This is a genomic window from Candidatus Methanoperedens sp. (genome assembly GCA_027460535.1).
In the GTDB taxonomy this organism is placed as follows: domain Archaea; phylum Halobacteriota; class Methanosarcinia; order Methanosarcinales; family Methanoperedenaceae; genus Methanoperedens.
Map to the genome: position 1 here is coordinate 70,719 of JAPZAR010000030.1, position 23,835 is coordinate 94,553.

General features: G+C 45.5%; 15 protein-coding genes. 12 read left to right on the plus strand and 3 right to left on the minus strand.

Annotated features, from left to right (window positions below; translation table 11 throughout):
• Nucleotides 1-72: 72 nt before the first annotated feature.
• The 3 genes from O8C65_13995 to O8C65_14005 all read right to left on the minus strand — a co-directional run bounded on the left by O8C65_13995 (nt 73) and on the right by O8C65_14005 (nt 14,946).
• Nucleotides 73-14,028, minus strand: a complete 13,956-nt coding sequence (locus tag O8C65_13995; GenBank protein ID MCZ7358032.1) for a DUF2341 domain-containing protein — start codon at nt 14,026-14,028, stop codon at nt 73-75.
• 334 nt (nt 14,029-14,362) lie between these two features.
• A complete protein-coding gene (locus tag O8C65_14000; protein ID MCZ7358033.1) occupies nt 14,363-14,731 on the minus strand; it encodes a helix-turn-helix domain-containing protein in 369 nt (122 codons plus the stop codon).
• Nucleotides 14,732-14,769: 38 nt separating this feature from the next.
• Nucleotides 14,770-14,946, minus strand: coding sequence for a hypothetical protein (locus tag O8C65_14005; protein MCZ7358034.1), 177 nt, complete (start codon nt 14,944-14,946; stop codon nt 14,770-14,772).
• 200 nt (nt 14,947-15,146) lie between these two features.
• Between O8C65_14005 and O8C65_14010 the strand changes: the two genes are divergently transcribed.
• The 12 genes from O8C65_14010 to O8C65_14065 all read left to right on the plus strand — a co-directional run bounded on the left by O8C65_14010 (nt 15,147) and on the right by O8C65_14065 (nt 23,819).
• Entirely contained in the window at nt 15,147-15,470 is a 324-nt protein-coding gene (locus O8C65_14010; GenBank protein ID MCZ7358035.1) for a hypothetical protein, read from the plus strand.
• Nucleotides 15,471-15,524: 54 nt separating this feature from the next.
• Complete coding sequence (locus O8C65_14015) at nt 15,525-16,202, plus strand: ABC transporter ATP-binding protein (protein ID MCZ7358036.1); 678 nt, start codon at nt 15,525-15,527, stop codon at nt 16,200-16,202.
• The gene (locus O8C65_14020) at nt 16,199-17,392 is read left to right on the plus strand and encodes a hypothetical protein (GenBank protein MCZ7358037.1); all 1,194 of its coding nucleotides are present in this window, start codon (nt 16,199-16,201) and stop codon (nt 17,390-17,392) included. Before O8C65_14015 ends, O8C65_14020 begins: the two co-directional genes overlap by 4 nt.
• A 78-nt stretch (nt 17,393-17,470) precedes the next feature.
• Entirely contained in the window at nt 17,471-17,638 is a 168-nt protein-coding gene (locus tag O8C65_14025) for a hypothetical protein (protein MCZ7358038.1), read from the plus strand.
• A 208-nt stretch (nt 17,639-17,846) separates the two neighbouring features.
• Nucleotides 17,847-18,311, plus strand: a complete 465-nt coding sequence (locus O8C65_14030; protein MCZ7358039.1) for a VTT domain-containing protein — start codon at nt 17,847-17,849, stop codon at nt 18,309-18,311.
• Nucleotides 18,312-18,375: 64 nt separating this feature from the next.
• Entirely contained in the window at nt 18,376-19,134 is a 759-nt protein-coding gene (locus O8C65_14035) for an ATP-binding cassette domain-containing protein (GenBank protein ID MCZ7358040.1), read from the plus strand.
• Nucleotides 19,127-20,248: an ABC transporter permease gene (locus O8C65_14040; protein MCZ7358041.1), complete on the plus strand. Its 1,122-nt coding sequence runs from the start codon at nt 19,127-19,129 to the stop codon at nt 20,246-20,248. Before O8C65_14035 ends, O8C65_14040 begins: the two co-directional genes overlap by 8 nt.
• The gene (locus tag O8C65_14045; GenBank protein ID MCZ7358042.1) at nt 20,249-21,232 is read left to right on the plus strand and encodes a hypothetical protein; all 984 of its coding nucleotides are present in this window, start codon (nt 20,249-20,251) and stop codon (nt 21,230-21,232) included.
• Between the two features lie 90 nt (nt 21,233-21,322).
• Nucleotides 21,323-21,634 carry a hypothetical protein gene (locus tag O8C65_14050; GenBank protein MCZ7358043.1) on the plus strand — a complete coding sequence of 104 codons (312 nt, stop codon included), beginning with the start codon at nt 21,323-21,325 and terminating at the stop codon, nt 21,632-21,634.
• Nucleotides 21,631-23,163 (plus strand): glycosyltransferase family 2 protein, encoded by a 1,533-nt coding sequence (locus O8C65_14055; protein ID MCZ7358044.1) that lies wholly within the window; start codon nt 21,631-21,633, stop codon nt 23,161-23,163. Before O8C65_14050 ends, O8C65_14055 begins: the two co-directional genes overlap by 4 nt.
• A 66-nt stretch (nt 23,164-23,229) precedes the next feature.
• Entirely contained in the window at nt 23,230-23,394 is a 165-nt protein-coding gene (locus tag O8C65_14060) for a molybdopterin-dependent oxidoreductase (GenBank protein ID MCZ7358045.1), read from the plus strand.
• An 8-nt stretch (nt 23,395-23,402) separates the two neighbouring features.
• Nucleotides 23,403-23,819, plus strand: a complete 417-nt coding sequence (locus O8C65_14065; GenBank protein MCZ7358046.1) for a hypothetical protein — start codon at nt 23,403-23,405, stop codon at nt 23,817-23,819.
• The last annotated feature ends 16 nt before the right edge of the window (nt 23,820-23,835 follow it).

Genomic DNA, 23,835 nt, shown 5'->3' on the forward strand with positions numbered 1-23,835 from the left:
GCTGTCCTCCGCCGCGTTCATCTCGCCATCCGAAAGCAGCGCCGTATATCATTCAACCTTTCACCTTTATACCTAAATTACCAAGAACGATTGGAGTTCAAAGTGATGCCTGGGTTCACTTGGAACGGGCCTTTTCAAATTAAACAGTGCAACGAGACCATTAGCCTTTGCATCCGTGCCACCGCCGCTTCTCCAAGGAATAGTTACATCCATAGCATTTCCAGAACAATGATTGCTAACACCAGGATAAGTGTTTGGGGCCCTGTGAGAATCACCTATTTTATATCCTTCTGCAGCCTCGTTACCTTTTGCAGCCTCGTTACCTACATATTTGCTTATTGCATTCTGTCTGATTAAGACATACTGATCAATAAGGTCAAAAATCTTCCATTCGGGTTTATACCATAAGTTGCCGTCCTCATCTACTGGGTGCGCTCTCAGGTTTTCTATCGGCACTCGATTATTCAAAATGGACCATGCGGTACTCCACAGATGGGCTTTTTTAGGCGAGCGTACTCCTTCGCCAAACTTAATATTACCGGAAACAAGGTGATTTATAAGCAAATAATCAGAAAGTGATTTCACATGATTATACAGAGTTGGGCTCAGTTGAACACCATCCAGTTCAAAAAAGAACTCTGGGTCGTATACAATTCGATAGGGGGTCAGGTGTGTTGAACTCCTCGCCATATATTTATCAAATATATCCATCATAGGCGAAATTAATATTACATCACTTAGAGAAATTTGCCCGCTTGGATCAATTTTATCTGCAGGGGCAGCATTTGCATAAAGGTATTCATGTAATGAAACTGGATCGAAAATATCGCCTTTATAGGAATCCATTGATATGAAACGCCCAATAGCCTGATTGTAATACCTTGCTCTAAGATAATAGAACCCTACATTGTGATCATATTGTTCTCCATTATAAAGATAGTTGTTGGCTGTGGAGCCAAATTGTTGTAACAAAAGTCCAAAAGCGTCATACATATAACTATCTGTTATTGTTCCATTGGAATCCGCTAGCTTTCTTGCGGACATATGGCCATCGTATAGATAATAAGATATTGAACCACTTCGATTCTGGCTGATGAGATCATCCCCATAAACATAGCTGACAATTGGCATATCTACTCCGTCAGTTTCGAGTAGTACCTGAGCATATGGCTGATTTCCATCCACCAGATATTTTGTAGTATCTGATCCATCAACTATCTTCTGGACTCGAATGTTATCTCCATTATAGGCATATTCCACAACAGAACTTCCTGAAACATCAGTTATATCTGCCTTGACTAATCTATTCTGGAAGTCGTATCTGTAGAGCACATTTTCTGTTGCATTGATTCTTTTCAGCGTGTTTCCGTTATTATCGTAAGTGAAACTGTTGTCCCACTCAGTCAGCAGCCTGTCATTGGCATCATAGGTATACGTTCTACTGGCGTCATCATCCATCTTTATCAAACGGTTCCCTACAGCATCATAACTATAGTTGATCATCCGCAATCCCGATACCGGATCATTGATACTCTCATTCGTCAGCTTGTAAGTCTTATCGTAGCTGTAGTCCACCTTCCGTCCAGTATCTTCTACAACTCTGATCCTGTTTCCTGCAGGTGCGAGTGTGTAGGAATAGGATGAGATGACCCCGCCGACAGATTTACGGTTCAGCAGATTTGTCATGCGGTTCAGTGAATCATATGTATATTCCGCCACTGCGCCGTTCGGATATGTCACGCTGTCACGATTGCCCACGGCATCGTAGGTGTATGATGTTACACCACCATCAGGGTCGGTCACTGTCGATAGCCTGTTCAGAACATCGAAAGTATAGCTCGTAGTGCCTGAAGGAATGGTCAATAATACCCGATTCCCGGCTTCGTTATATGCATAAGAGAGGCTCCTGCCATCTGGATCGGTCTGTTTGACCAGCCTGTCACGGGCGTCATATTCATACGAAGTAACGCCTCTGCTATCGGTCACTGTCTTTCGCTGTCCGCTGGCAGTGTAGGTAAATATATCAGAACTGCCGTCGGGGAAGCTCTTTCTGGTGAGGCGACTGTTGGCATCGTAGGTGAATGTCGTGGTATTCCCATTGAAATCGGTCTGCGATACCATATTCCCTGCCGCATCGTAGGCTGCGGTTTCAGACATCCCAAGCGGAAGCGTGCGCTTTGTGCGCCTGCCGAGCTTGTCATATTCAAATGAGGTGATGTGGTTGTTGGCATCTGTCTGGGAGACCATGTTCCCGGATTCGTCATAAGCATAGGCTGTTACCTGTCCAAGCGCATCAGTGACCTTCACCAATCTTTCCAGAGCATCATATTCAAACTGCATAGCATTTCCAGCCTGATCAGTTTCTGAGACCTTTATTCCCGAAGCATCGTATGCTATCGCAGTTGAAGTGCTGTCGGGATATATTGTCTTTATTTTTCTATTTCTGAAATCGTACTGGTACTGGAAAACACTGCCTCTGGCATCGGTCATCTGGATTTGGTTGCCGTTATTATCGTATGCGTATGTGGTTGTATTACCCAACGCATCGATGACTGATATTTGTCTGCCTTCCGAATCGTATGTATAGCTCGTGGGATTGCCGCGCTCATTGATAACTCGCGTGATCCTGCCTGCTGCATCGTACTCAGTCTGCGTAATGTTTCCGTCTGGATAAATGGTTTTGATCATCCTGCCCAGCTTATCATAGGTGTACCTTGTCGTTCGCCCTGCACGGTCGATTGATGTGTTTTTCCTGCTCTCGACGTCATAGGTATAGCGCTCATCTCTGCCATCCGGATATACCATTTTAACAAGGTTACCCTTTGCATCATATTCGCTCTGCAAGCGGTTGCCAAGTTTATCGATCGTGGCAACTTCTTTCCCATTAGCGTTATATTCTGTAGTGGTCAAATTGCCATAATGATCAATCGTCTGCACCAGCCGGTTTGCCTTATCGTACCCGTACTTCGTAATACTCCCTGAAGGCATTGTCTCGTTCAATTTGTTTCCGTTCTTATCATATGCGTATGTGGTTGTATCGCCCAGCGCATCGATGACCGATATCTGCCTGCCTGCTGCATCGTAAGTGTATCGCGTGGGATTGCTGCGCTCATTGATAACTTGCGTGACCCTGCCTGCTGCCTCATACTCGCTCTGCGTGAAGTTCCCGTCTGGATAGGTGGTTTTGGTCATCTTTCCCAGCTTATCATACGTGTAACTGGTCGTCCGCCCCGCACGGTCGGTTGATGTGATTTTCCTGTTCTCGACATCATAGGTGTAGCTCTCATCAGTACCGTCAGGATTCACCAGGCGCGCAAGATTGCCCCTCGCATCATATTCGCGCTCCATGCGGTTGCCCAGCTTGTCGATCGTGGCAGCTTCTTTTCCGATAGCATCATATTCGGTCGCGGTCGTGTTTCCGTACGGGTCGATGGTCTGCACCAGCCTGTTTGACTTATCATAATCGTACTGCGAAATACCACCTGTTGGCGAAGTCTCGCTCAACCGGTTCCCGTTGGCATCATAAGTGTAGGCGAAAACATTCCCCAGCGTATCTGTCTGGCTTACCATATTGCCCGCGCCATCGTAGGTGTAGGATGTCACACCGCCCAGCGGGTCAGTCATCCTGATGAGATTCCCTGCCGCATCATACAGGTTGGCGGTCACATATCCCAGCGGGTCGGTCGTGCTCAGCAGATTGCCGTTAGCGTCATAGGTATTCGTGGTGACATTACCCATGGCGTCAGTGGTAATCAGCATCTGTCCGCGGCTGTTGTAGGTGTACGCGACAGTATTTCCCAGCGGGTCTTTCTGGCTCAAAAGATTGTCCTTGCTGTCATAGGTATAGTTTGTCGTATATCCCAGCGGATCGGTCTCTGAGAGCTTGTTGTCCCTGGCATCATACGTGTATTTTGTCACCCCGCCAAGCGGATCGGTCTTTTGCAACACGTTTCCTCTGTCATCATAGTCATAGGCTGTGATGCTTCCCAGGCGATCTTTCACGATCTCCTGCCGTGTGCCGATGTTGTGGGTGTATTCGATCCTGTTCCCGTCAGCATCCGTATGCGCGATTACCCTGCCATCGTTATCGTATTCTGTCCGGGCGGGCTTGATTCCCCGCGGATCGACGATATCCACAAGACCGTGATCGGAATTGTAGGTGAACCTTGTGGTGCGTCCTTCCTGATCCGTGACGCTCACAAGATCGCCGTAGTAATCGTACTCGTACCGTATCGTGCTGCCCATCGGGTCAGTGATCTTTGTTATCCGTGCCAGTGCATCCCTTGTGAAGGTGACGCTCTTTCCTCCGGAGTGGATGATGCCCCCTGCGCCTATGGTTATGGTATTGCCGTTCGTGTCCCTGATACTCTCAAGTCCGGTCGGCTGGTTGGCGGTATAAACCGCGCCGTCCATCGTGGTGAGCTTGTAGCGGTTGGGATTGATCTCATTGAAATCTGCATCGTACAGTTTGTCGTCTTGAAGGTAATCGTATGTTACAGGATCAAGTGATTCAAGAGTAGAAAACGTTCCGGATTGAGCAGCAAATGTGAAATAGCCCTGAGCAATACCGGATTCATCTGCATACGAAGTCACTGCCTGGACATCGAACTCCTGGTCGCGGGTTCCGGGAATACTCACAACTATGGTATGACTGCTGCTCGCGCTTACTCCCCATTCCAGGCACGTACCAAATAATGATCTCTTACAATACAGCCCCCATCCTTCTCCTGGTACGCGATTCTCCTGAAGCTCTATCGACTCAAAGTCAAGAGTCCATCCGATGCCGAAATCTCCCTTTGATTTGACCCTGCTGTCATATGTGCGGGTGACCGTGATGGGTATTCCTGCCATCGGGACGGTCAGGTCATTGAAGCTGATGGTGAAAGCACCGACTTTCATCTCGCCATCGATCTGGTATGTCTTTATGACATAAGCCGTATTCCCGCTTGCGTCCTCCGCAGTGAGTTTGATATCATAGAGACCGTTCCTCATCGTTGTCGGGTCAAGCTTGCCCAGGACACCATTCGTTACCGATGAATTCCCGCCTGCGAAGGTGATGAATTCATTTTTATCTTTGGCCGAGTACTCAAGCCTGTAGCTGATAAGATTTGCATCACTGGCAGTGCCTGTGATATTTGTGGGAAAGGAGAACTTTGAATCATCAGCAGGGGAAGTGATCCCCACCGTGGGCAGTATTATATCTCCAGGAGAGAGCACCCTGAATTCTGCTTTATCCAGTCCCTCATTTCCCGCAGCATCGAGTGCAGTGCCAACAGCGGTGAAGACACCCACAGCTGGAGAGCTATATGTTGCATTCCATGAAGCATCAAGCGCAACAGGTACGCCGTTCACGGTCAAAGATCGTGAGATCACACCTACATTATCTGTGGCTTTAACGGTTATTGTGACGGGTTCACCAACATTTGCCTGCGGTATTACGATGACCTCAACTGCAGGTCGGATATAATCCGGGCCTGCCGGAGGCGCGACGGTCAATGTCTGAGCTGGACTTGAAATTCCGTCACTGGTTGCGTTTATCAGTGTAGTTCCCGGTGCCACAGATGCCGCCAGTCCAGAGGCATTGATTGATGCTACACTGGTATTGCTTGATGACCAGACTGCAATTGATATGAGATTCTTTTTAGTGCCGTCTGAATACGTTCCATTGGCAATGAACTGCTGGGTCTGACCAATAGCTACGGTTGGATTTACTGGTGTAACTGTGATCGAGACAAGTTTTGCAGAGGTTACTGTCAGTGTCCTGGCCGGACTTATGATCCCGTCACTGGTTGCATTTATCTGGGTAGTTCCGGGTGCTACCGAAGTAGCCAATCCGGTGACATCGATCGTTGCTACACTGGTGTTGCTTGATGACCAGATTGCTGAAGAGGTGATGTTCTTACTGCTGCTATCTGTATAGGTTCCGTTGGCGGTGAATTGCTGGGTCTGACCCTGAGATATGGTTGGATTTAGAGGTGTTACTGCGATTGAAACCAGTTTCGCAGGGGTTACGGTCAGGATCTCTGCCGGACTGGTTATTCCTTCGCTTGTTGCATTTATCAGGGTATTTCCCGGTGAAACAGATGTCGCCAATCCTGAGGCATCGATGGTCGCTACACTGGTATTGCTTGACGACCATGCTGCAATTGATGTGATATTCTTTTCAGTGCCATCTGTATAAGTTCCATTTGCTATGAACTGCCGGGTCTGACCCAGAGCTATGATCGGGTTCACGGGTGTTACTGCTATCGAAACCGGTTTTGCAGAAGTTACGGTCAGCGTCTGGGCAGGACTTGTTATTCCATCGCTGGTTGCATTTATCAGGGAAGTTCCGGGCGCTACCGAAGTAGCCAATCCGGCGGCATTGATCGTCGCCACGCTTGTATTGCTCGATGCCCATGTCGCAAATGATGTAATGTTCCTTATACTGCCATCTGAATAAGTTCCATTTGCGACAAACTGCTGAGTCTGACCCAGAGCTATCGTGGGATTTAACGGAGTGATAGCGATAGACACTAATATTGCAGAGGTTACAATCAAGACCTGAGCCGGACTGGTTATCCCGGCGCTTGAAGCAGTGATACCGGTAGTTCCTGCTGCTTTTGATGTCGCAAATCCTGAAACATCAATAGCGGCTACACTGGTATTGCCTGATGACCAGGTTGCTGTGGAAGTAATGTTTTTTATACTCCCGTCTGAGTAGGTTCCATTTGCCATGAACTGTTTAGTCTGACCCAGGGATATTGTGGGATTCACAGGAGTAATTGCTATCGATACCAATTTTGCAGAAGTTACAGTCAAAGCTTGAGCCGGACTGGTTATCCCTTCGCTTGAAGCTGTAATGTTTATTGTTCCCGCTGATACCGATGTCGCTGTTCCTGAATTATCTATAGTGACTACACTTGTATTGCTCGATGACCATGTTGCAATAGATGTGATATTCTTTGTACTGCCATCTGAATATGTTGCATTGGCCGTGAAATGCTGTGTCTCACCCAGCGCTATGGCTGGATTTTTGGGTGTAACTTCTATCGATACCAATCTGGCAGATGTAACATTCAAAGTCCTTGCTGTTTCATTTACCCATGTAGCGTTTATGTTTCCTGCTATATCGACTGTTCTCGTTCCTATCTCGTAAACTGTATCCGGAGCAAGACCTGTTGCATTGTAGTACGGATTGGAGATGTTATCTTTCCAGCTCCCGTTCAGGTATATCATCGTATGGTTGAAATCCGAATCCTGAGGATTCGACCATGTCCAGTTTATCCATGTCGTCCCGTTGATGGATGCAAGATTTGTTATGCTTGCCGGCGGCGAATTATCCAGCAATGGCGCTGTTCTTGCGGTATGGTTGACCCATGTCTGGTTGATACTCCCGCAAGGTTGGGGTATATTTCGGAACGTACCAATAGCACTTAATATAGCATTTCGATTTCCATAAAACGTCGGTGGATATCTATCCCCTGTGAAGTACATCCTGTACTGATCATCAGATATTCTAACAATTTCTCCCGGCGATACGATACTATAAGGGCCGCCTTCAAGCCCCTTATTATCTATGCGGATGCCGCATTCTTTACTCCATTTTAAACCGTCTGCTGATACAGCGGTCAAAAGGCGACTGTTCCATTGTGCATCCGCACCACTATAAGACAAGACAAATCTTCCATCTGAAAATTTAATTATCCGAGGTGATGATACACCAAAACTATCATAGGTTCCACCAATGTTGATTCTTATTCCTTCTTCTTTTGTCCAGTTAAAGCCGTCAGTGGAAACAGCGCTAAGAATGCGGTAATTACCATATTGAGAATTCAAACCCTGATAGTACATTCTATAGGTCCCGTCTGATAACTCTACGATATTTGGACCCTCTGCTAATACAGTGTCATAAGTTCCACCATAGTCAATCCTTGTTCCTTGCTCTTTAGTCCAGTTTAAACCATCTGAAGATATCGCACTTAAAATTACCCCTCGTACCCATCCTCCAAATGCGTATTCATGATCATAGTACATTCTGTAGGTTCCATCGGAAAGAACTAATACTTCCGGTTCATTTGCCCAACCTTCCTGACCTCCATAACCCTCCCCAACTCGAATGCCACTTTCTTTTGTCCAATTCATAGCATCTGAAGAAATCGCACTTCGTATGTTCGTCGGATAAGTATAAGGGGGAACGGATGAAGCATCTGAATGATACATCCTGTATTTTCCATCTGCCAATTTGACGATACTGGGATTACTTGCCCAGCCACCATCCAGCCTGATGCCACTTTCAACCGTCCAGTTCGAACACGGCTCGATACAATCGACAACATCACTTAATCTGGCGGATATGGTGTGTTCTGTATCCTGTGAAAAACCTGTTGCATTGTAGAATCGAACGCCTTTTGAAACATTGGTCTTGAATATGCCGTCGATGTATATCATTACCTTTGAGAAATCCGAATTTCCCGGTTCTGTCCATGTCCAGTTGATATAGGTCGGAGCATAGCTTTTGTTTGTCAGGTTGGTTATGCTCGGGCAGGATGTTGTGTCAGTTACAGGCGCCGTCCTTGCAGTGTGATTTACCCAGGTCTGATTTATGTTGCCATAAATATCCACAGTCCTGGTCGCAATAATATGCTCTGTATCCGGAGCAAAACCAGTTGCATTAAAGAATTGCACTCCTCTGGCGATATTATCTTTGAATACGCCATCTATCCAGACGCTTACACTGGCAAAGTCAGCATCCGCAGGATCAGTCCATGTCCAGTTGATATAGTTCCGGGCATAGCTTACGTTTGTCAGGTCAGTGATGCTGGCAGGTGGTGTTGAATCACATGATACTTTCTCAGCGCCCACGCCGACCAAGAGATCGGGGGAGGTGTATTTGCGGGCATAAATATAATCCCAATCGGCATACGAGCCTGCAGTTGCCCAGACAGTAGAAGAAATAACCACTCTTTGGGTTGCCTCGACTGGTGTGGTTAATGTAGCTGAAAACACATCTAGATAATTTGTTCCGTCATAGCTATAACGTAACGCAATTTGTTGTCCGTTCCTTGTGACCTCATACCAGTAGGTGTGCCTGACCCAACCATTATTGACTATATCATCAGGAGCAACCAGATTGTTCTTATTAACGAGGTTGGTATCATTATTTACAAGGTATACGGTTATATCGTTATAATTATACCACTGATCCGTACCGCGGTCGATCAAGAGGTAATCACTAATACCATTTCCTAAAGGAATTATCAGCTTTTGACTTTGTGCACCAGTTCCGGGATAGTTAAAATTATACGTCACTTTTGTACGCAAGATCCAGTTATCCCCATCAAAAGGACGAACCAAACTCAGGCTCGGGCACCAGCCACCACTACATCCTTGTCCCGTCCATCCTCCTCCATGAGATAGCGGGCCTTGAAGGATATACTTTAAGTATCCTGGGTTATCGGTTAGTGAATAACTACCTTGACCTGACAATACTTGCCAAGATGAATCCAGAATCGGACTCGAAAAATCATCAAAAAACTCAAAAGTCTTTGTTCCATCGCTCGCACTCGCCGCGCCCGGATTCCCGTAATACATCCGCATGCTGGTATCTCCGCTTGCGAGTATGCTCGAAACATTCACCCACACCAGCGCGCTCCTGTTCGCATAATCCCATGTCTCAAACCAGTAACTCAACTCGGCGCCGCCCGCATCCCTGAATCGCAGGTCTGCGCCGCTGGTCTGCGCGCTGGTGGGGAAGGCGCTTCCTGTGAGATTTACAAGCACCTGATAATCAGTCAGGGCGCTGCCGGGGTTATTGATCGTTATATCCCGGTAATACTGCCAGCCGTCCTGGGTGCACGATGTGATTTCAGGCGCCGTCTTTGTGGTGCGATTTACCCAGGTCTGATTTATGTTGCCATTCGTATCCACAGTTCTTGTCGCAATACTATGCTCTGTATCCGGGTCAAAACCAGTTGCATTAAAGAATTGCACGCCTCTGGCGATATTATCCCTAAATACTCCATCTATCCAGACGCTCAAACTGGCAAAGTCAGTATCCGCAGGATCAGTCCATGTCCAGTTGATGTAAGTAGGGGCATAGCTTACGTTTGTCAGGTCAGTGATGCTTGCAGGCGGCGCTGCATCACAAAATCCTTTCTCCGCGCCCACGCTGATCGAAGGCTCAGGGGACGTGTATTTGCGGACCAAAACCCTGCCGGGATAATTTAATGTGGTGTAGCCGTAGTTGTTGTAGAGGTCTGAAACTTCATCTGCATTCAAAGCGCGGTTGTAGATGCGGACTTCGTCGATTGTGCCGTTGAAATAACTGTTAAGCACAGAGCCTATCGTTAATGGAACATCGCTTGCAGCTATGGTGCCGGATGCATTTGCGGTTGAAACAGGAATTCCATCAACGTAGAGCACCAGGTTTGTGCCGTTATAGGTGCCTGTTACGTGATGCCAGCCTTTTGTTTGGATCCTGTTGTCAAACACGGAGTATATGCCTTTGTTTGTGTTGATGCGCATACCGAAGCCGAAGGGAGTGCTTCCGTAACTGTTCTGACCGAGGCCGTAGAGGAGGCTGTAAGATGCGTTGCTGCCGGTTGTGTCGTATCTGGTGACTTGACCATTATGCGGCGCGAAATAGACGTTTCTGCCGTCAAAAACCCCACCACCAAAGCCTCCATTTGAATTTGAATTCTGCACTCCTGTGTCGTAAAATGTCCAAGAGTTCGAGTCCATGAATGAATTTGTTGTGTCGTATTTCATTACCCGACCGTCATAGTAAGGAATGAAAAAGACATATTTGCCGTCAAAGACAGCACCATGGAAGCCTTTTTTACCATAATTTCGAATTCCTGTATCATAAAAGTTCCAGGAATTCGGGTCTGCGAACGAGCCCAATGTATCGTATCTCGTTACCCTATCAAGAACAATAGGTACAAAATAGACATATCTGCCATCAAAAACTGCTCCTGAGAAACCCATTGAATTTGAATTCTGAGCTTTCGTATCATAGAAGTTCCAGGAATTCGGGTCTGTGAACGAACCACCAGTGTCGTATCTTGTTACCTGTCCATGACCCGTACCCGGATCTCCGTATGGTACGAAATAGATATATTTACCGTCAAAAACCGCACCATAGAAGCCTCTTGAATTTGGATTTTGAGCTCTTGTGTCATAGAAACTCCATGAGATTGAGTCTGTAAAAGAGCTTGTCGTGTCATATCTTGTTACTTGGCCACCCTTACCTGTATAGGAAGGTGCTGGCACGAAGTAAATATACCTACCATCAAATACTGCTCCAATAAAACCTATTGAATTTGAATTCTGAGCTGTCGTGTCATAGAAGTTCCAGGAATTCGGATCTGTGAAAGATCCGGCTGTGTCATATCTTGTAACCTGCCCGTGATAGGTGTAGGTGTCCCAAACTTCTGGTACGAAATAAATATATCTGCCGTCAAAAACTGCACCATAGAAGCCTTTTGAATTAGGATTCTGCGCTGCTGTGTCATAGAAACTCCATGAAGCTGAGTCATTAAACGAACCATTTGTATCATATCTTGTAACCTGACCATGATAAACGCCGTTATTGTATGGTACAAAATAGACGTATCTCCCGTCAAAGACTGCACCAATGAAGCCTTTTGATTTAGAATTTTGAATTGCTGTATCGTAGAAGCTCCATGAATTCGGGTCTGTAAAATTACCCGTTCCAGTTTTATCCACAATCGCGCGTATGTTTTCCAGAGACGCGCCTCTTGATGCGTTTACCCATGCTTCGATGCTAATTTCATTCTGAATATTCAGACTTGTATCATTCCCAGCATTTGCATAATCTTTCAAGCCATCAAAACTCAGCGCTTTTCCGAACTTCCCGGTAAGCCACATCGGATCATTAACTAAAGCCCCATTATTTCCTTTTCCAGAGGTATCATAAGCAGTCACACTCGAACCTTCATCAAAATGCCAGCTTCCCATCACTGGCTTAACATTGTCGATCACCCTCAAGAAGGTTGCATCTACATCGCTCGCTCTCACCGCGCCCGGATTCCCGTAATACATCCGCATGCTCGTGTCTCCGCTTGCGAGTATGCTTGAAACATTCACCCACACCAGCGCGCTCCTGTTTGCATAATCCCATTTCTCAAACCAGTAACTCAACTCGGCGCCGCCCGCATCCCTGAATCGCAGGTCTGCGCCGCTGGGCTGCGCGCTGGTCGGGAAGGCGCTTCCTGTGAGATTTACAAGCACCTGATAATCGGTCAGGGCGCTGCCGGTGTTGTTTATTGTGAGATCACGGTAATACTGCCAGCCGCCTTGATTACATAATATATCGGATGTTACGGTCAAGGTCTGCGCAGGACTGGTTATTCCTTCATTGGTAGCTGTGATAAGGGTTGTTCCTGCTCCAACCGATGCTGCTAATCCTGAAGCATCTATAGTAGCTACACTGGTATTGCTCGATGACCAGGTTGCAGTAGTTGTAATGTTCTTTGTACTACCATCTGAATAAGTTCCATTAGCTGTGAATTGTTGAGTCTGACCCAGAGTTATTGTTGGATTTTCAGGAGTGATCGCAATCGATACTAATTTTGCAGAAGTTACGGTCAAGGTCTGCGATGGGCTTGAAATACCGCCGCTTGTAGCATTGATCTGTGTAGTACCTGCGGCGACTGACGTTGCCAATCCAGTATCGCTTATTGTTGCTATGCTTGAATTGTCTGACTTCCAGGTTGCAGTGGATGTGATGTTTTTAATGCTGCCATCTGAATAGGTTCCATTAGCGATGAATTGTTGAGTCTGTCCAAGTGCAATTACCGGGTTTACTGGTGTGAGCGCAATGGATACCAGTTTAGCTGCCGTCACGGTCAAAGTCTGGGCAGGACTTGTAATTCCTCCCGCGGCAGCAGTAATATCAGCAGTTCCTGCCGCGATTGACGTTGCAAACCCTGATGCAGCTATGGTCGCTGCGCTATGGTTGCTGGATGTCCAGGTTGCGGTGGAGGTGAGGTATTCCGTGCTGCCATCAGTATAAGTTCCAGTAGCTGTGAACTGCTGGGTCTCACCCAATACTATGGCTGGATTTATAGGGGTTACTGCTATCGATACCAATTTGGCAGAAGTCACGGTCATAGTTTGTGCAGGACTGGTTATCCCGTCACTGGAAGCTGTGATCTGGCTATTTCCAATAGCCTTTGACGTAGCTAATCCAGAAGCATCAATGGTAGCTACACTGGTATTGCTCGACGACCAGGTTGCACTGGCAGTAATATCCTTTGTACTGCCATCGGAATAAGTTCCATTAGCGTTGAACTGTTTATTCTGGCCAAGAGCTATGGTTGGATTTACAGGAGTAACTGCGATCGATACTAATGTACCAGAAGTTGATCCGTGAGCCTGGTGGTTTCCACCTTTCAGGTTGCCAGAGACCGAAAGGACGAGTTTGCCTTTGGCATCCCAAATATAAATTGTAGCAGAATCTTTATTGCCAGGCTCTCCAGCATCGGTAAATATCCAGTGCGCGGAGGCGCCGGGCACACCATTATAGATGCCGGTACCGCTACCTTCATAGGTATCAAAGCCGGCAGAAGGTGGATTGGGCTTGATGGCAGGATCATCAGTGCACGAGGCTGTGGTGAGATTTTCAAGATGGAACTTATTGCCCTTATCCCAGTTAATTTCGAGGTTGTTCGGGTTCGTGCTGGCATCGCAGTTCAGCTCGAAGCCGTGCGTTACTCGCATGCTGCCATTGAACACGCTGCCTCCACCGGTCATGCGTCCATTTATTTCAGGAGGGGAGTAGACATGGTCTATTGCATTGCTCTCAGCACCGATATTCGAGTTAGGTCCATCATTGGCCTTGGGTGTGGAACTCACTTGGCCATTATAATTACTCGGTATATAGGTCGGGTTGGGCGTAGTGCTTAATGTTCCATCAAGCTCTGAAGCAGCCGATACAACAGGTACATAAAGAATAGATGAATTCAATATAAGAGTTATTAATGCTATTGATAATATCTGAGACAACAAGTCTGATGATTTCACTTTCTCACCTCAATGCAATCAATAAAACTATCAGCAGACCTGTGCATCATGCCCCCTTTCCTCACAAATGCCCGCCAACAACAAGGCCATCACCATTCTTTTAGGGCAAGCCAACTGCAATCTTTTCCTTGATAATTTTCCCACCTCTTTCACCACACCATGGCCCACTCCTTTGAGCGGCCATCATATACATGATGGTTTGACTATTAACTAACTGATATTAAAACCTTCCGAAATTTTTAATATAGATTAATTATTATTAAATTGATATCCACTTCTCCCTTCCCTTCTATCCACTATTCCTGCATTTAGCTGAGTTTTGCCTTTATCGATATCAGCGACTTGGCACGACATCTTCCTTATCTGGATGAGCGAGCCTTTTCCATAGTCTGATGATCTTTTCGCTACGATCTTCTTTCTTAAGGTCGAGAGAAAGCTCTCCTCCATTGATATGCACCACAGCCTCGCGAATTGCACAGCGATAATATTTCTCCTCGTTACCCTGAAGATTTATGATCGTCTTCACATGCTGAATGAGCCCCGTACTTTCCAGAAGCTTAAGCTTCCTGTACACAGTTGCAAGCGGTATTTCGAGTTCCTGGCTCAATTGGATGGCTGAACATTCTTTTATGGATGTCAGGGATATTATTGCTCGTGAGTACTTATTTGCCAGGAGCTCAAAAAGCAACTCTTCTTTGCTCATATTTGATCTATTCCAATTACCTTCTTCCACCAATATTATTAGCTTTTTTCCACCGCTATTATCAATGCAATCAGCCCGAGTATATCGAAAATATTTGCAAGTAATCTGTCCATCCTAACGTCATTAATATAGTAAATGGCAGAAAATAGATTTCCTACTGCTATCAGGGAAAATCCCAAGGCGAGGTAAAACATGGCACTTGCTTTTGTTTTCAAAAATGCTCGGAATGATAAGATCATTAGAATTAAACCCAATAGAAATCGAATGGCGATGATTAAGTATGGCGTCATAGTTTTCCAGGAATGCCTGATTCCAATTCCGTATTTAGTATAAAGTATTGATCTTAGTTAATGATTTCTATGATTCTCAGAAAATGAGAATGGAACATGTATTTTTTAGTTCACTGTGACATGAAATGCAAAAAGAGATTATTATGGCAAATAAATTTGTATTATCGATCGCTTTAATTATTGCAGCGGCTTTAATATCAGTAAATATCTTCCATAAAAATATAGAAAGCCCTCAAAGTGATCAGACCACAGGTCCGGATTTAATGGCCAAAACCAATACACCTCCGGGATTTACCTATTTGGGCATACATGAATTGTCAATTCAAACTGGAAATAAAGAAGTCGGCCCTTTGTTTTCTACCGATGAAAGTATATACTCTGCCACCCTATTTGATATTGATAGAAGCAAGGTAATATATAAAAGGGGAGATAATGAAGCGGTTGGATGAAGAACACCAAAAGCCCGACCTATGGGCACATAAACCGTTTTTTAGGGTGACCTAATGGAAACTATAATAGAATTGCAAGACGTCTGGAAAATTTACCGCATGGGAGAAGTTGAGGTAACTGCGCTTTCCGGGATAAACCTTGCAATCAAAAGAGGCGAAGCAGTTGCAATAACAGGACCAAGCGGATGCGGCAAATCAACGATGTTAAACATGATAGGCTGCCTGGATATGCCTACCCGGGGAAAAGTTTTGCTTGAAAAAAGGGACATATCGGAATTCAAGAGGGATGAACTTGCCCGCATAAGAGGCAAGAAAATCGGATTTGTATTCCAGACTTTTAACCTGTATCCTACACTGACAGCTCTTGAGAACATCCGGCTCCCCATGAGAATTCATGAGTTCTCTGAAAGAGAGGTAGAAGAGATATCGCAAAACCTTCTGGCTACTGTCGGATTGGTGGATCGCGGATATCATTTCCCTGCCCAGCTATCGGGCGGGCAGCAGCAGAGAGTGGCAATAGCTCGTGCTCTCTCTACAGGTCCTTCTATCCTCCTGGCTGATGAGCCTACAGGGAATCTTGACACAAAGGCAGGCAGTGAAATTATGGAGGTATTCAAACGCTTGAACAGCGAAGGGTTGACCATGGTGATGATAACTCACGACCCGAGAATAGCGGGATATGCAGGAAGAGTTGTGAAAATGCTGGATGGGAAAATAGTAGGTGAAGCATGAGAAGAATAAATTTGATTTTGTTGACTATGTTAGCATTATTGCTGGTACATGTTGCATCTGCCGCCTCTGAGTTTCTTGTAACTGACACGGCGCCGGTTTATCCGGGGGATACGACCTACATATACGTGCCTGTACAGAACCTTGGATTTGGCAACTTTTTGACAGATGTAACAGTCAGGCTAGTACCCAAGGACAATGCCTCAGCAAATGCCGTGAGCTTGCTGGACGATATAGCTTATCTGGGAACTATCGATAAATGGGGGGATCAGAGAACTGCCAGGTTCAGGATCCATGTAAACCCTGATTCGAAGGAAGGAAATTATCTTTTCGACGTCTATATTACTTCAACGGGGCAGCTGACCAGCGCCGCTACTCAACCGACCCCGGTAACCACAAAGCTTGAGGATCAGATATTAACCATTAAGGGAAAGCCCGTATTAGTTCTGCTAAATTCAACGCTCGGTTTTGTTGAACCGATGAGCATTAATAGCGAAACACTGCTGCTCAAGAATACAGGCACAGGTACTGTCCAGAATGTTGTGGGTGAATTAGATGTTTCCGGCTCATCTTTTTCAATTTTGGGAGGAGGAACAAAATTTTCACTCGGCAACCTCAAGCCCGGGGACGAAGCCAGTATTACGTTCGACCTTGCTGTTGACATTGCCGCACGTCCGGGGGTGTATAATCTGCCTTTGACATTTACAGGCCTGGACAATTTTTCATCCAGTGATTTCGTAGGGCTGGTTGTCGCAGGAACAACTGATTTTGAGATAAGTTACCAGGTGACTCTGGGCTCATTTTCGCTCAATGTTGCCAATGTGGGGATAAATCCCGCAAGTGCCGTGACCGTCAGCATACCGAACCAAAAGAACTTCACTTCGACGGGGAGCAGTTCTGCCGTGCTTGGGAATTTAAATCCGGGTGATTACACATCCGCAATATTCCAGATCTCGAAAAAGCCAGGAGCAGGAAACAACCTCGATGTAGTGATTCAGTACACCGACACCAGTGGAGTAAGACATGCCATTACAAAAAATCTTGCTGCGGATTTGGCATCGACCCAGGCAGGGACAAGAGCACAGAGCAGCACAAATTATACCACATGGCTGCTGGCGGCTGTTATTATAGTGGTATTATACTGGCAGCGAAGAAAAATAACTTCCTATTTCCGGAAACCAAAAGGAGGATAGATGCCCCATATGGAGATCCCGTATAGAATCCCGCGTTTTAATACGGATACCAATAGGGATTAATATGCGGACCTGGGGATGATGAACGCAATTGTCACGCCACAGCTTATAATATTTGCACTTGTATTCTCCGTGTTCGTGGGCGTGATCTCAGGTGTTGTGCCTGCTGGACGGCGGCAAAGAAGAACCCTGTGGATGCACTGCGGTTTGAACAATGAATATCTGGCTATCTTTTTTCCTTCATAGACACTCTTTCAGAAAAAAGAGAAGGACATAGTATCCTTCTTGATAAGAAATGGAGGTTCTGCAACCCAGGCAGACATTCGATATGAAATAGCTTTTTGCCAGCATTGATTGGTCAAACCTGATAATATCATGAAGATATCATATTCCACTTTTCGCTCAATTTACATGAGGGATTTATAAAATATTAATGCAAGTATAGGGATAAGAAATGACATTATTCGATTTATTCATATCTTATGGCATGATCGGGCTTTTTATCATTAGCATTATTTCATCTATCATACCAATACCTACAGAGCCAGTAGTTTTTGGGCTGCTTGGTATTGGAGGAAATCCTGATCTGATATTCATAATTTTGACATCTGGCTCAATACTCGGAGCATCTGCAGGTTATTTTATGGGAAAACATGGACTTACAAAAATTATCCAGTTTCGTAATAAGGAAAACGACAGAAAGATACAGATGTATTTTCATAGGCATGGTGCATTGCTCCTTTTAATTTCACCATGGATTCCTCTTGTGGTTGACCTTGCTCCTATTGCGGCTGGAATAGAAAACTATGACTCAAAACGGTTCTTGATCGTGATTTCAATTGCAAATATTATTAAGAGCATAGGAATTGTTTTTCTATCTATCAGTATAATTAACTGGTGGACGTTATTTATGAAATAAATATTAAAGAAATATTTCACAAGCTTTTATTTTGTATTAGTCTTAATATAATCGAGAAGGAGATTTGAACTTATTGGAACCTATTATTGAGGTCAGGGATCTTACCAAGGTTTTCCTCGCAAGAAGGGCGAAGATAACGGCAGTGGATAATGTCAGTTTCGATATATTCAAAGGCGAGATCTTTGGTATGATAGGGCCCAACGGGGCGGGCAAATCCACCGCATTCGCCATGATGACCACGTTAATAAAACCCACAAGAGGCAGTATAAAAGTTGCAGGTTTTGATGTTGAAAAAGAGGATGACAGGATAAGAACCTTCATAGGTATAGTTCCCCAGAAACTCAGCCTTTACCCTGACCTTACAGCCAGGGAGAACCTGGAGCTTATGGGAAACCTTTATGACGTGCCCAGAAAGGTCAAGGAAGAAAGGATTGAGTACTACCTGAAACTGGTCAATCTTGAAACTCATGCAGAACGTCTTACAGGCGGCTTTTCAGGCGGCATGAAGCAGCGCCTTTCCGTGATCAGTGCAGTGATACACGACCCGCAGATAATCTTCTGGGACGAGCCGACCACAGGGCTTGACCCGCAGACAAGACAAGCTATCTGGAAACTTGCCCGGAAATTCAATAAGGAAGGAAAAACTCTTATTTTCACTACACATTATATGGACGAGGCAGATAAACTCTGCGACAGGGTCGCGATAATGAATGCAGGTAAACTGATGGCTTTAGATACGCCTGAGAATCTTAAGAAGGCTTCAAATAGCACGAGTCTTGAAGAAGTTTTCATTCATCTGACAGGCGAGGAGATACGTGATTGAATTGGATTTAAAAAAGGAAATCAGGAAATCCTGGATAATTATGATAAAGGAGTTCAGGCAGATCCTCAGGAAAAAAGCATTCATGATCCCGATGTTCATGTTCCCGATAGTCATGATCGTCTTTTTCGGCTATGGCATGGGCGGCACAATCAAAAATGCCGACATTCTCGTTATCAATGATGACATAGGTACAGCTTCAAGTTCCCTTGTCCAGGAAATCGGAAGCTTCATCCCCAAATACGGGGATCCCAGAATGTTCTCCATAACCTATACGAAGGATATGTCCCAATCCGAGGCTGAGAGAAAAATAGACGGTGGGTTGTATAAAGCCGTCCTCATAATTCCGCCGGATTATAGTGAACGCGTTGCAAAAAATGAGAACGTGACCCTGACACTGCTGACCGATTCCTCAGACACCACATCAAGCGGCATAATCATTAATTTCATGAAACAGTTATTTGCAGGAACGTCAGGTTCGCTTGTTTCGTTGAATATTCCTGATATTTACGGAAAGCTGGAGTACATCGACTTTCTCACACCTGCTGTTATTGCACTTACAGTATTTTTCGGCACAATTCAGACCATGGGTTATGCGATAGCAGGAGAGCGGCAGGACGGCACTTTGGTTCGTATTATGATGACACCAGTGAGCCGGGGTGCAATTATTCTCGGCAAAACTCTGCATCAGCTTGTATTGCAGCTTGCCAGGGCTGTGGTACTGATACTCGGCGCAATTGTTCTCCTCGGCGTCACTATGAATGGAAGTTGGCTCCTCGTGGCTCTGGTGCTTATCATTTTCACTTTTGGCGCGGTAGGTCTTGGAATGGCTATATCTGCCATATCAGAGGACATGATCTCTTTTCAGGCGATAAGCATGTTAGTCGCATTTCCTTCCATGTTTGCCACAGGCGTTTTCTATCCTTTGGGCTCAGCTCCCGACTGGATGCGCTGGATAGCGTATATGGTGCCTCTCACGTATGCTAACGATGCAATGCGTACCATTATGATCAAGGGTCAGGGTCTAGCTTTTATAGCCAATGATTTGATTATACTTATTTTCTTTGCGATTCTTTATTTTGCATTAGGTGTCTATCTTTTCAGGAGGGAAGCATAAATGAAACAAATTTTGATCACCTTATTTCTATTGGTTTTGATGTCCGCAGCAGCGGGCGCTGATACCCCCAGCACATATAATGTGCCCAGAAGCTTTGATTTTGGGTCACATTACTATTATACATACGGCAGCCCGGATATTAATGCTACCATTGTCGGCACCAATGAATTCGATAGGGACCAGACCATTACTCTGCCTATTGATTTAATGAACCGGGGCAAATATTTAGGATTTGAGAGAGACCATACCCCTACAACAGCTGATGAAATATATGCCGCTCAGACCCAGATAAAGCTTGAAAGCAGGATAGTGGATGCAACCGGCATAGTTGTAGCGCTCTCAGTTGATCCGAGAGGTCCGCTTGAAGTCATGTCTCCCGCCCAGCAGGTCGGTTCAATAAAGAGCGGAGAGAATACGCTTTCTCCGGTAAAATTCGATATAAAAATCGCCAAGAAAGCCAAGGCAGGCTTATATAATCTCTACTTAAATCTAACCTATGATTATCAGAAATATGTGCAGATCTCAAATCCCAATGCCACTGCGCAAACATACGATGCAAGCTACTGGTACTCGATGATTGGCCAGAACCAGACCCTGAAATTCAAGGTAAAAACGCAGGCGGATTTTGAGGTGGTGCGAACCACAGGCAGCCTTTATCCCGGAAGGGAAGATGTCGTGCAGATAGCGATTAAAAATACGGGGGAGGAAGAAGCAACGAATGCAAAGGCAATAATCAACCCATCAGACCCCCTGAGCACCACGGACGACCAGGCATTCCTCTATACCATAAAGCCCGGTGATACAGTAGTTGCCAGCTATAAAATAAAGGCAGATAGCAAGGCTGTGCCCAAGACCTATGGAGTGGACACGGTGATAAGATACGAAAACCTGGATGGAGATACCGTATATTCAACTACTATGCAGGCGCCTGTTGAGGTGAAGGAGATCGGGCTCTCACAGAGATTATTTGGATGGTTGTATTAAGAGAAATCTTGAGTATTTTCTCGGCCCGGCAAAAAAGATACTTTATTAAATCTGCAATACCTGTAAAATGTAAAAAACCCAAACGTGATTATGTTCAACAGGGAAAACAGAGACAGCAATCTTGCAGCCAGGATTCTTTTGACCTTGCATCTTGCAGAAAGAAGAGGGTATGCTCTCAACATTTTGCATCACTCGAATACTCTGATCGGTGGAGAAATCCAGAAGGAGACGGTATTCCGGGAACTCCAGACCATGCCCGAAGTAGTGCATCAGGAAGGGATGTATTGCCTGAAAGGAAGCGAATGCCTTCTCCCTGAAACGAAAAGGCGGCTTTTATGCAACGGAGCAGCGGGCCCGCGATATGAAACTGAAGCTTATGCTCTTTTTGGGGATAGGATATGACCCTCCTCGATGCGCTGCTTGTGGTTTACATCGCCATCTTATTTACTCTTTTCATTTATGGGAATAATTGTTTCGTGCTAGCCTACCTGTACACTCGGAAAAGAACCGAGAAAAAACCAAATTTTTCTTTCTGCCCAACAGTCACTGTCCAGCTTCCTGTTTATAATGAACTCTATGTTGTGGAGCGCCTGATCAGAAAAGTTGCCGCGTTAAATTACCCGAGAGAGAATCTTGAGATACAAGTGCTGGACGACTCCACGGATGAAACCACAGACATTATACAACGATGCGTCCGTGAGTTTCGGGATCAGGGGCTGAATATTTACTGTCTCCATAGAACAAAAAGAGATGGATACAAGGCTGGGGCGCTTAAGGAAGGTTTGAAAGGCGCACACGGCGAATTCATCGCGGTTTTCGACGCAGACTTTTTGCCCGATAGTGATTTTCTCATTAAGTGTATCCCACATTTTTCAGCCCCCCAGGTTGGAATGGTACAGACCCGCTGGGGACACATAAATGAGAATTACTCCCTTCTCACAAAAGTGATAGCCATTGGAATAGACGGACATTTCCAGATAGAGCAGAACTCAAGGTACAGTTCAGGGCTTTTTTTGAACTTTAATGGGACAGCAGGAATATGGAGGCGGCAATGCATCGAAGATGCAGGAGGATGGCAAGATGATACTCTCACCGAAGACCTGGACTTAAGCTACAGGGCGCAGCTTCGGGGATGGAAGCTTGTCTTTCTGGGAGATGTGGTATCTCCTGCTGAGGTGCCTGTGCAGATAAACGCATTCAAACGCCAGCAGTTCAGATGGGCCAAGGGTTCAATACAATGTTCGAGGAAATTATTGCCCAGAGTATTGTCTTCCGATGTCTCTATCTTTAAGAAGTTCCAGGCGCTTGTGCACCTCACCTACTATGCTGTCCATCCCTTGATGGTAATGCTCTTGCTCCTGATTCTGCCTCTCATTTTGCTTGCAAGTGAACACCTCTCCACCCTTTATTATTTTAACTTTTTAGCAATCGGGACATTTGGGCCGTTGACCATGTATGCTCTCTCCCAGAGGGAGTTGTACAAAGGATGGAAGACCCGTATGAAATATCTTCCAGTTCTGACCTTCCTAGGGACGGGAATCTCGGTCAATAACACAAAAGCGGTGATTGAAGGACTGTTTAACAGGAAGGGTACGTTCCAGCGCACACCAAAATTTGGAATCGAGACGGATACGGATGAGTGGGAAGGAAAAAAATACAAGCTCAGTTTTCCGATGATCACGGTCATAGAGGCTGGCCTGGGTGCTTATGCCCTTGTCGCTCTTTACTTTTCACTTAGAGCGGGAAGCTATTTTTTGGTACCGTTCCTTGCCCTCTACGTCATCGGTTATTTCTATGTTTCAGGGCTTACTATCATGCATTCTATCCCCCGCTCCCTAATGCCGAAGCTGGCTGTTGCAGGCATTCTTATTGTTGCGGCGGCAGCCGGCGGAGGTTTTTTTTATATCTTGGCATCTTTATTGGTGCAATAATTGCAGGCTTAAGCCTGCTTAAAAGTATAGGACTAAAAACAATAAACACATTTCAGGATAAGGAGTATCGAGGAGGTACCTTCGTTTGATCCCGTTATCTGGAAGCTTACAATCGATGGGCTTGTGAGCAAACCGCTCACCATCAGCTACGATGAACTCCGAAGCTTGAAAGTGAAGAACAGGTTACTGAATTTCATTGCACCAGCTATTATATGGAATGCAGGACATTGATTTGGTACATGTCCGCGATTATCGGCACAGGCGCACCGGTCTCCTCTGACCTCAATCTGCTGCTTCAAATTATAGTCCTGACAGCGCTCATTTTCGGAGCAATGTCAGGCATTAAAAAGCGCTTTATCAAACATTCAGGGATCATGACTGCGGTAGTTATTCTGAACGCCGCAGGACTTATATTCGTAATGGCTCCCTCGCTTTTTATATACTTGACATCGCCTCTTGAGATTTTTTCATTCAGCATGTTTTCCACCTCTCTGCACGTACTGACCGGAATCTCTGCAATCGCGACCGGTATGGCGTTCATCCTGAATAAGAAGCCCCTGAATCTGCGATTGTGGATGCGCCTGAGTTTCCTGTTATGGGTCACCAGTTTTATTCTCGGCTTGTTGATATATTTACAGATCGCAGGGCTGATCTGAACTCGTGGCATGTGCT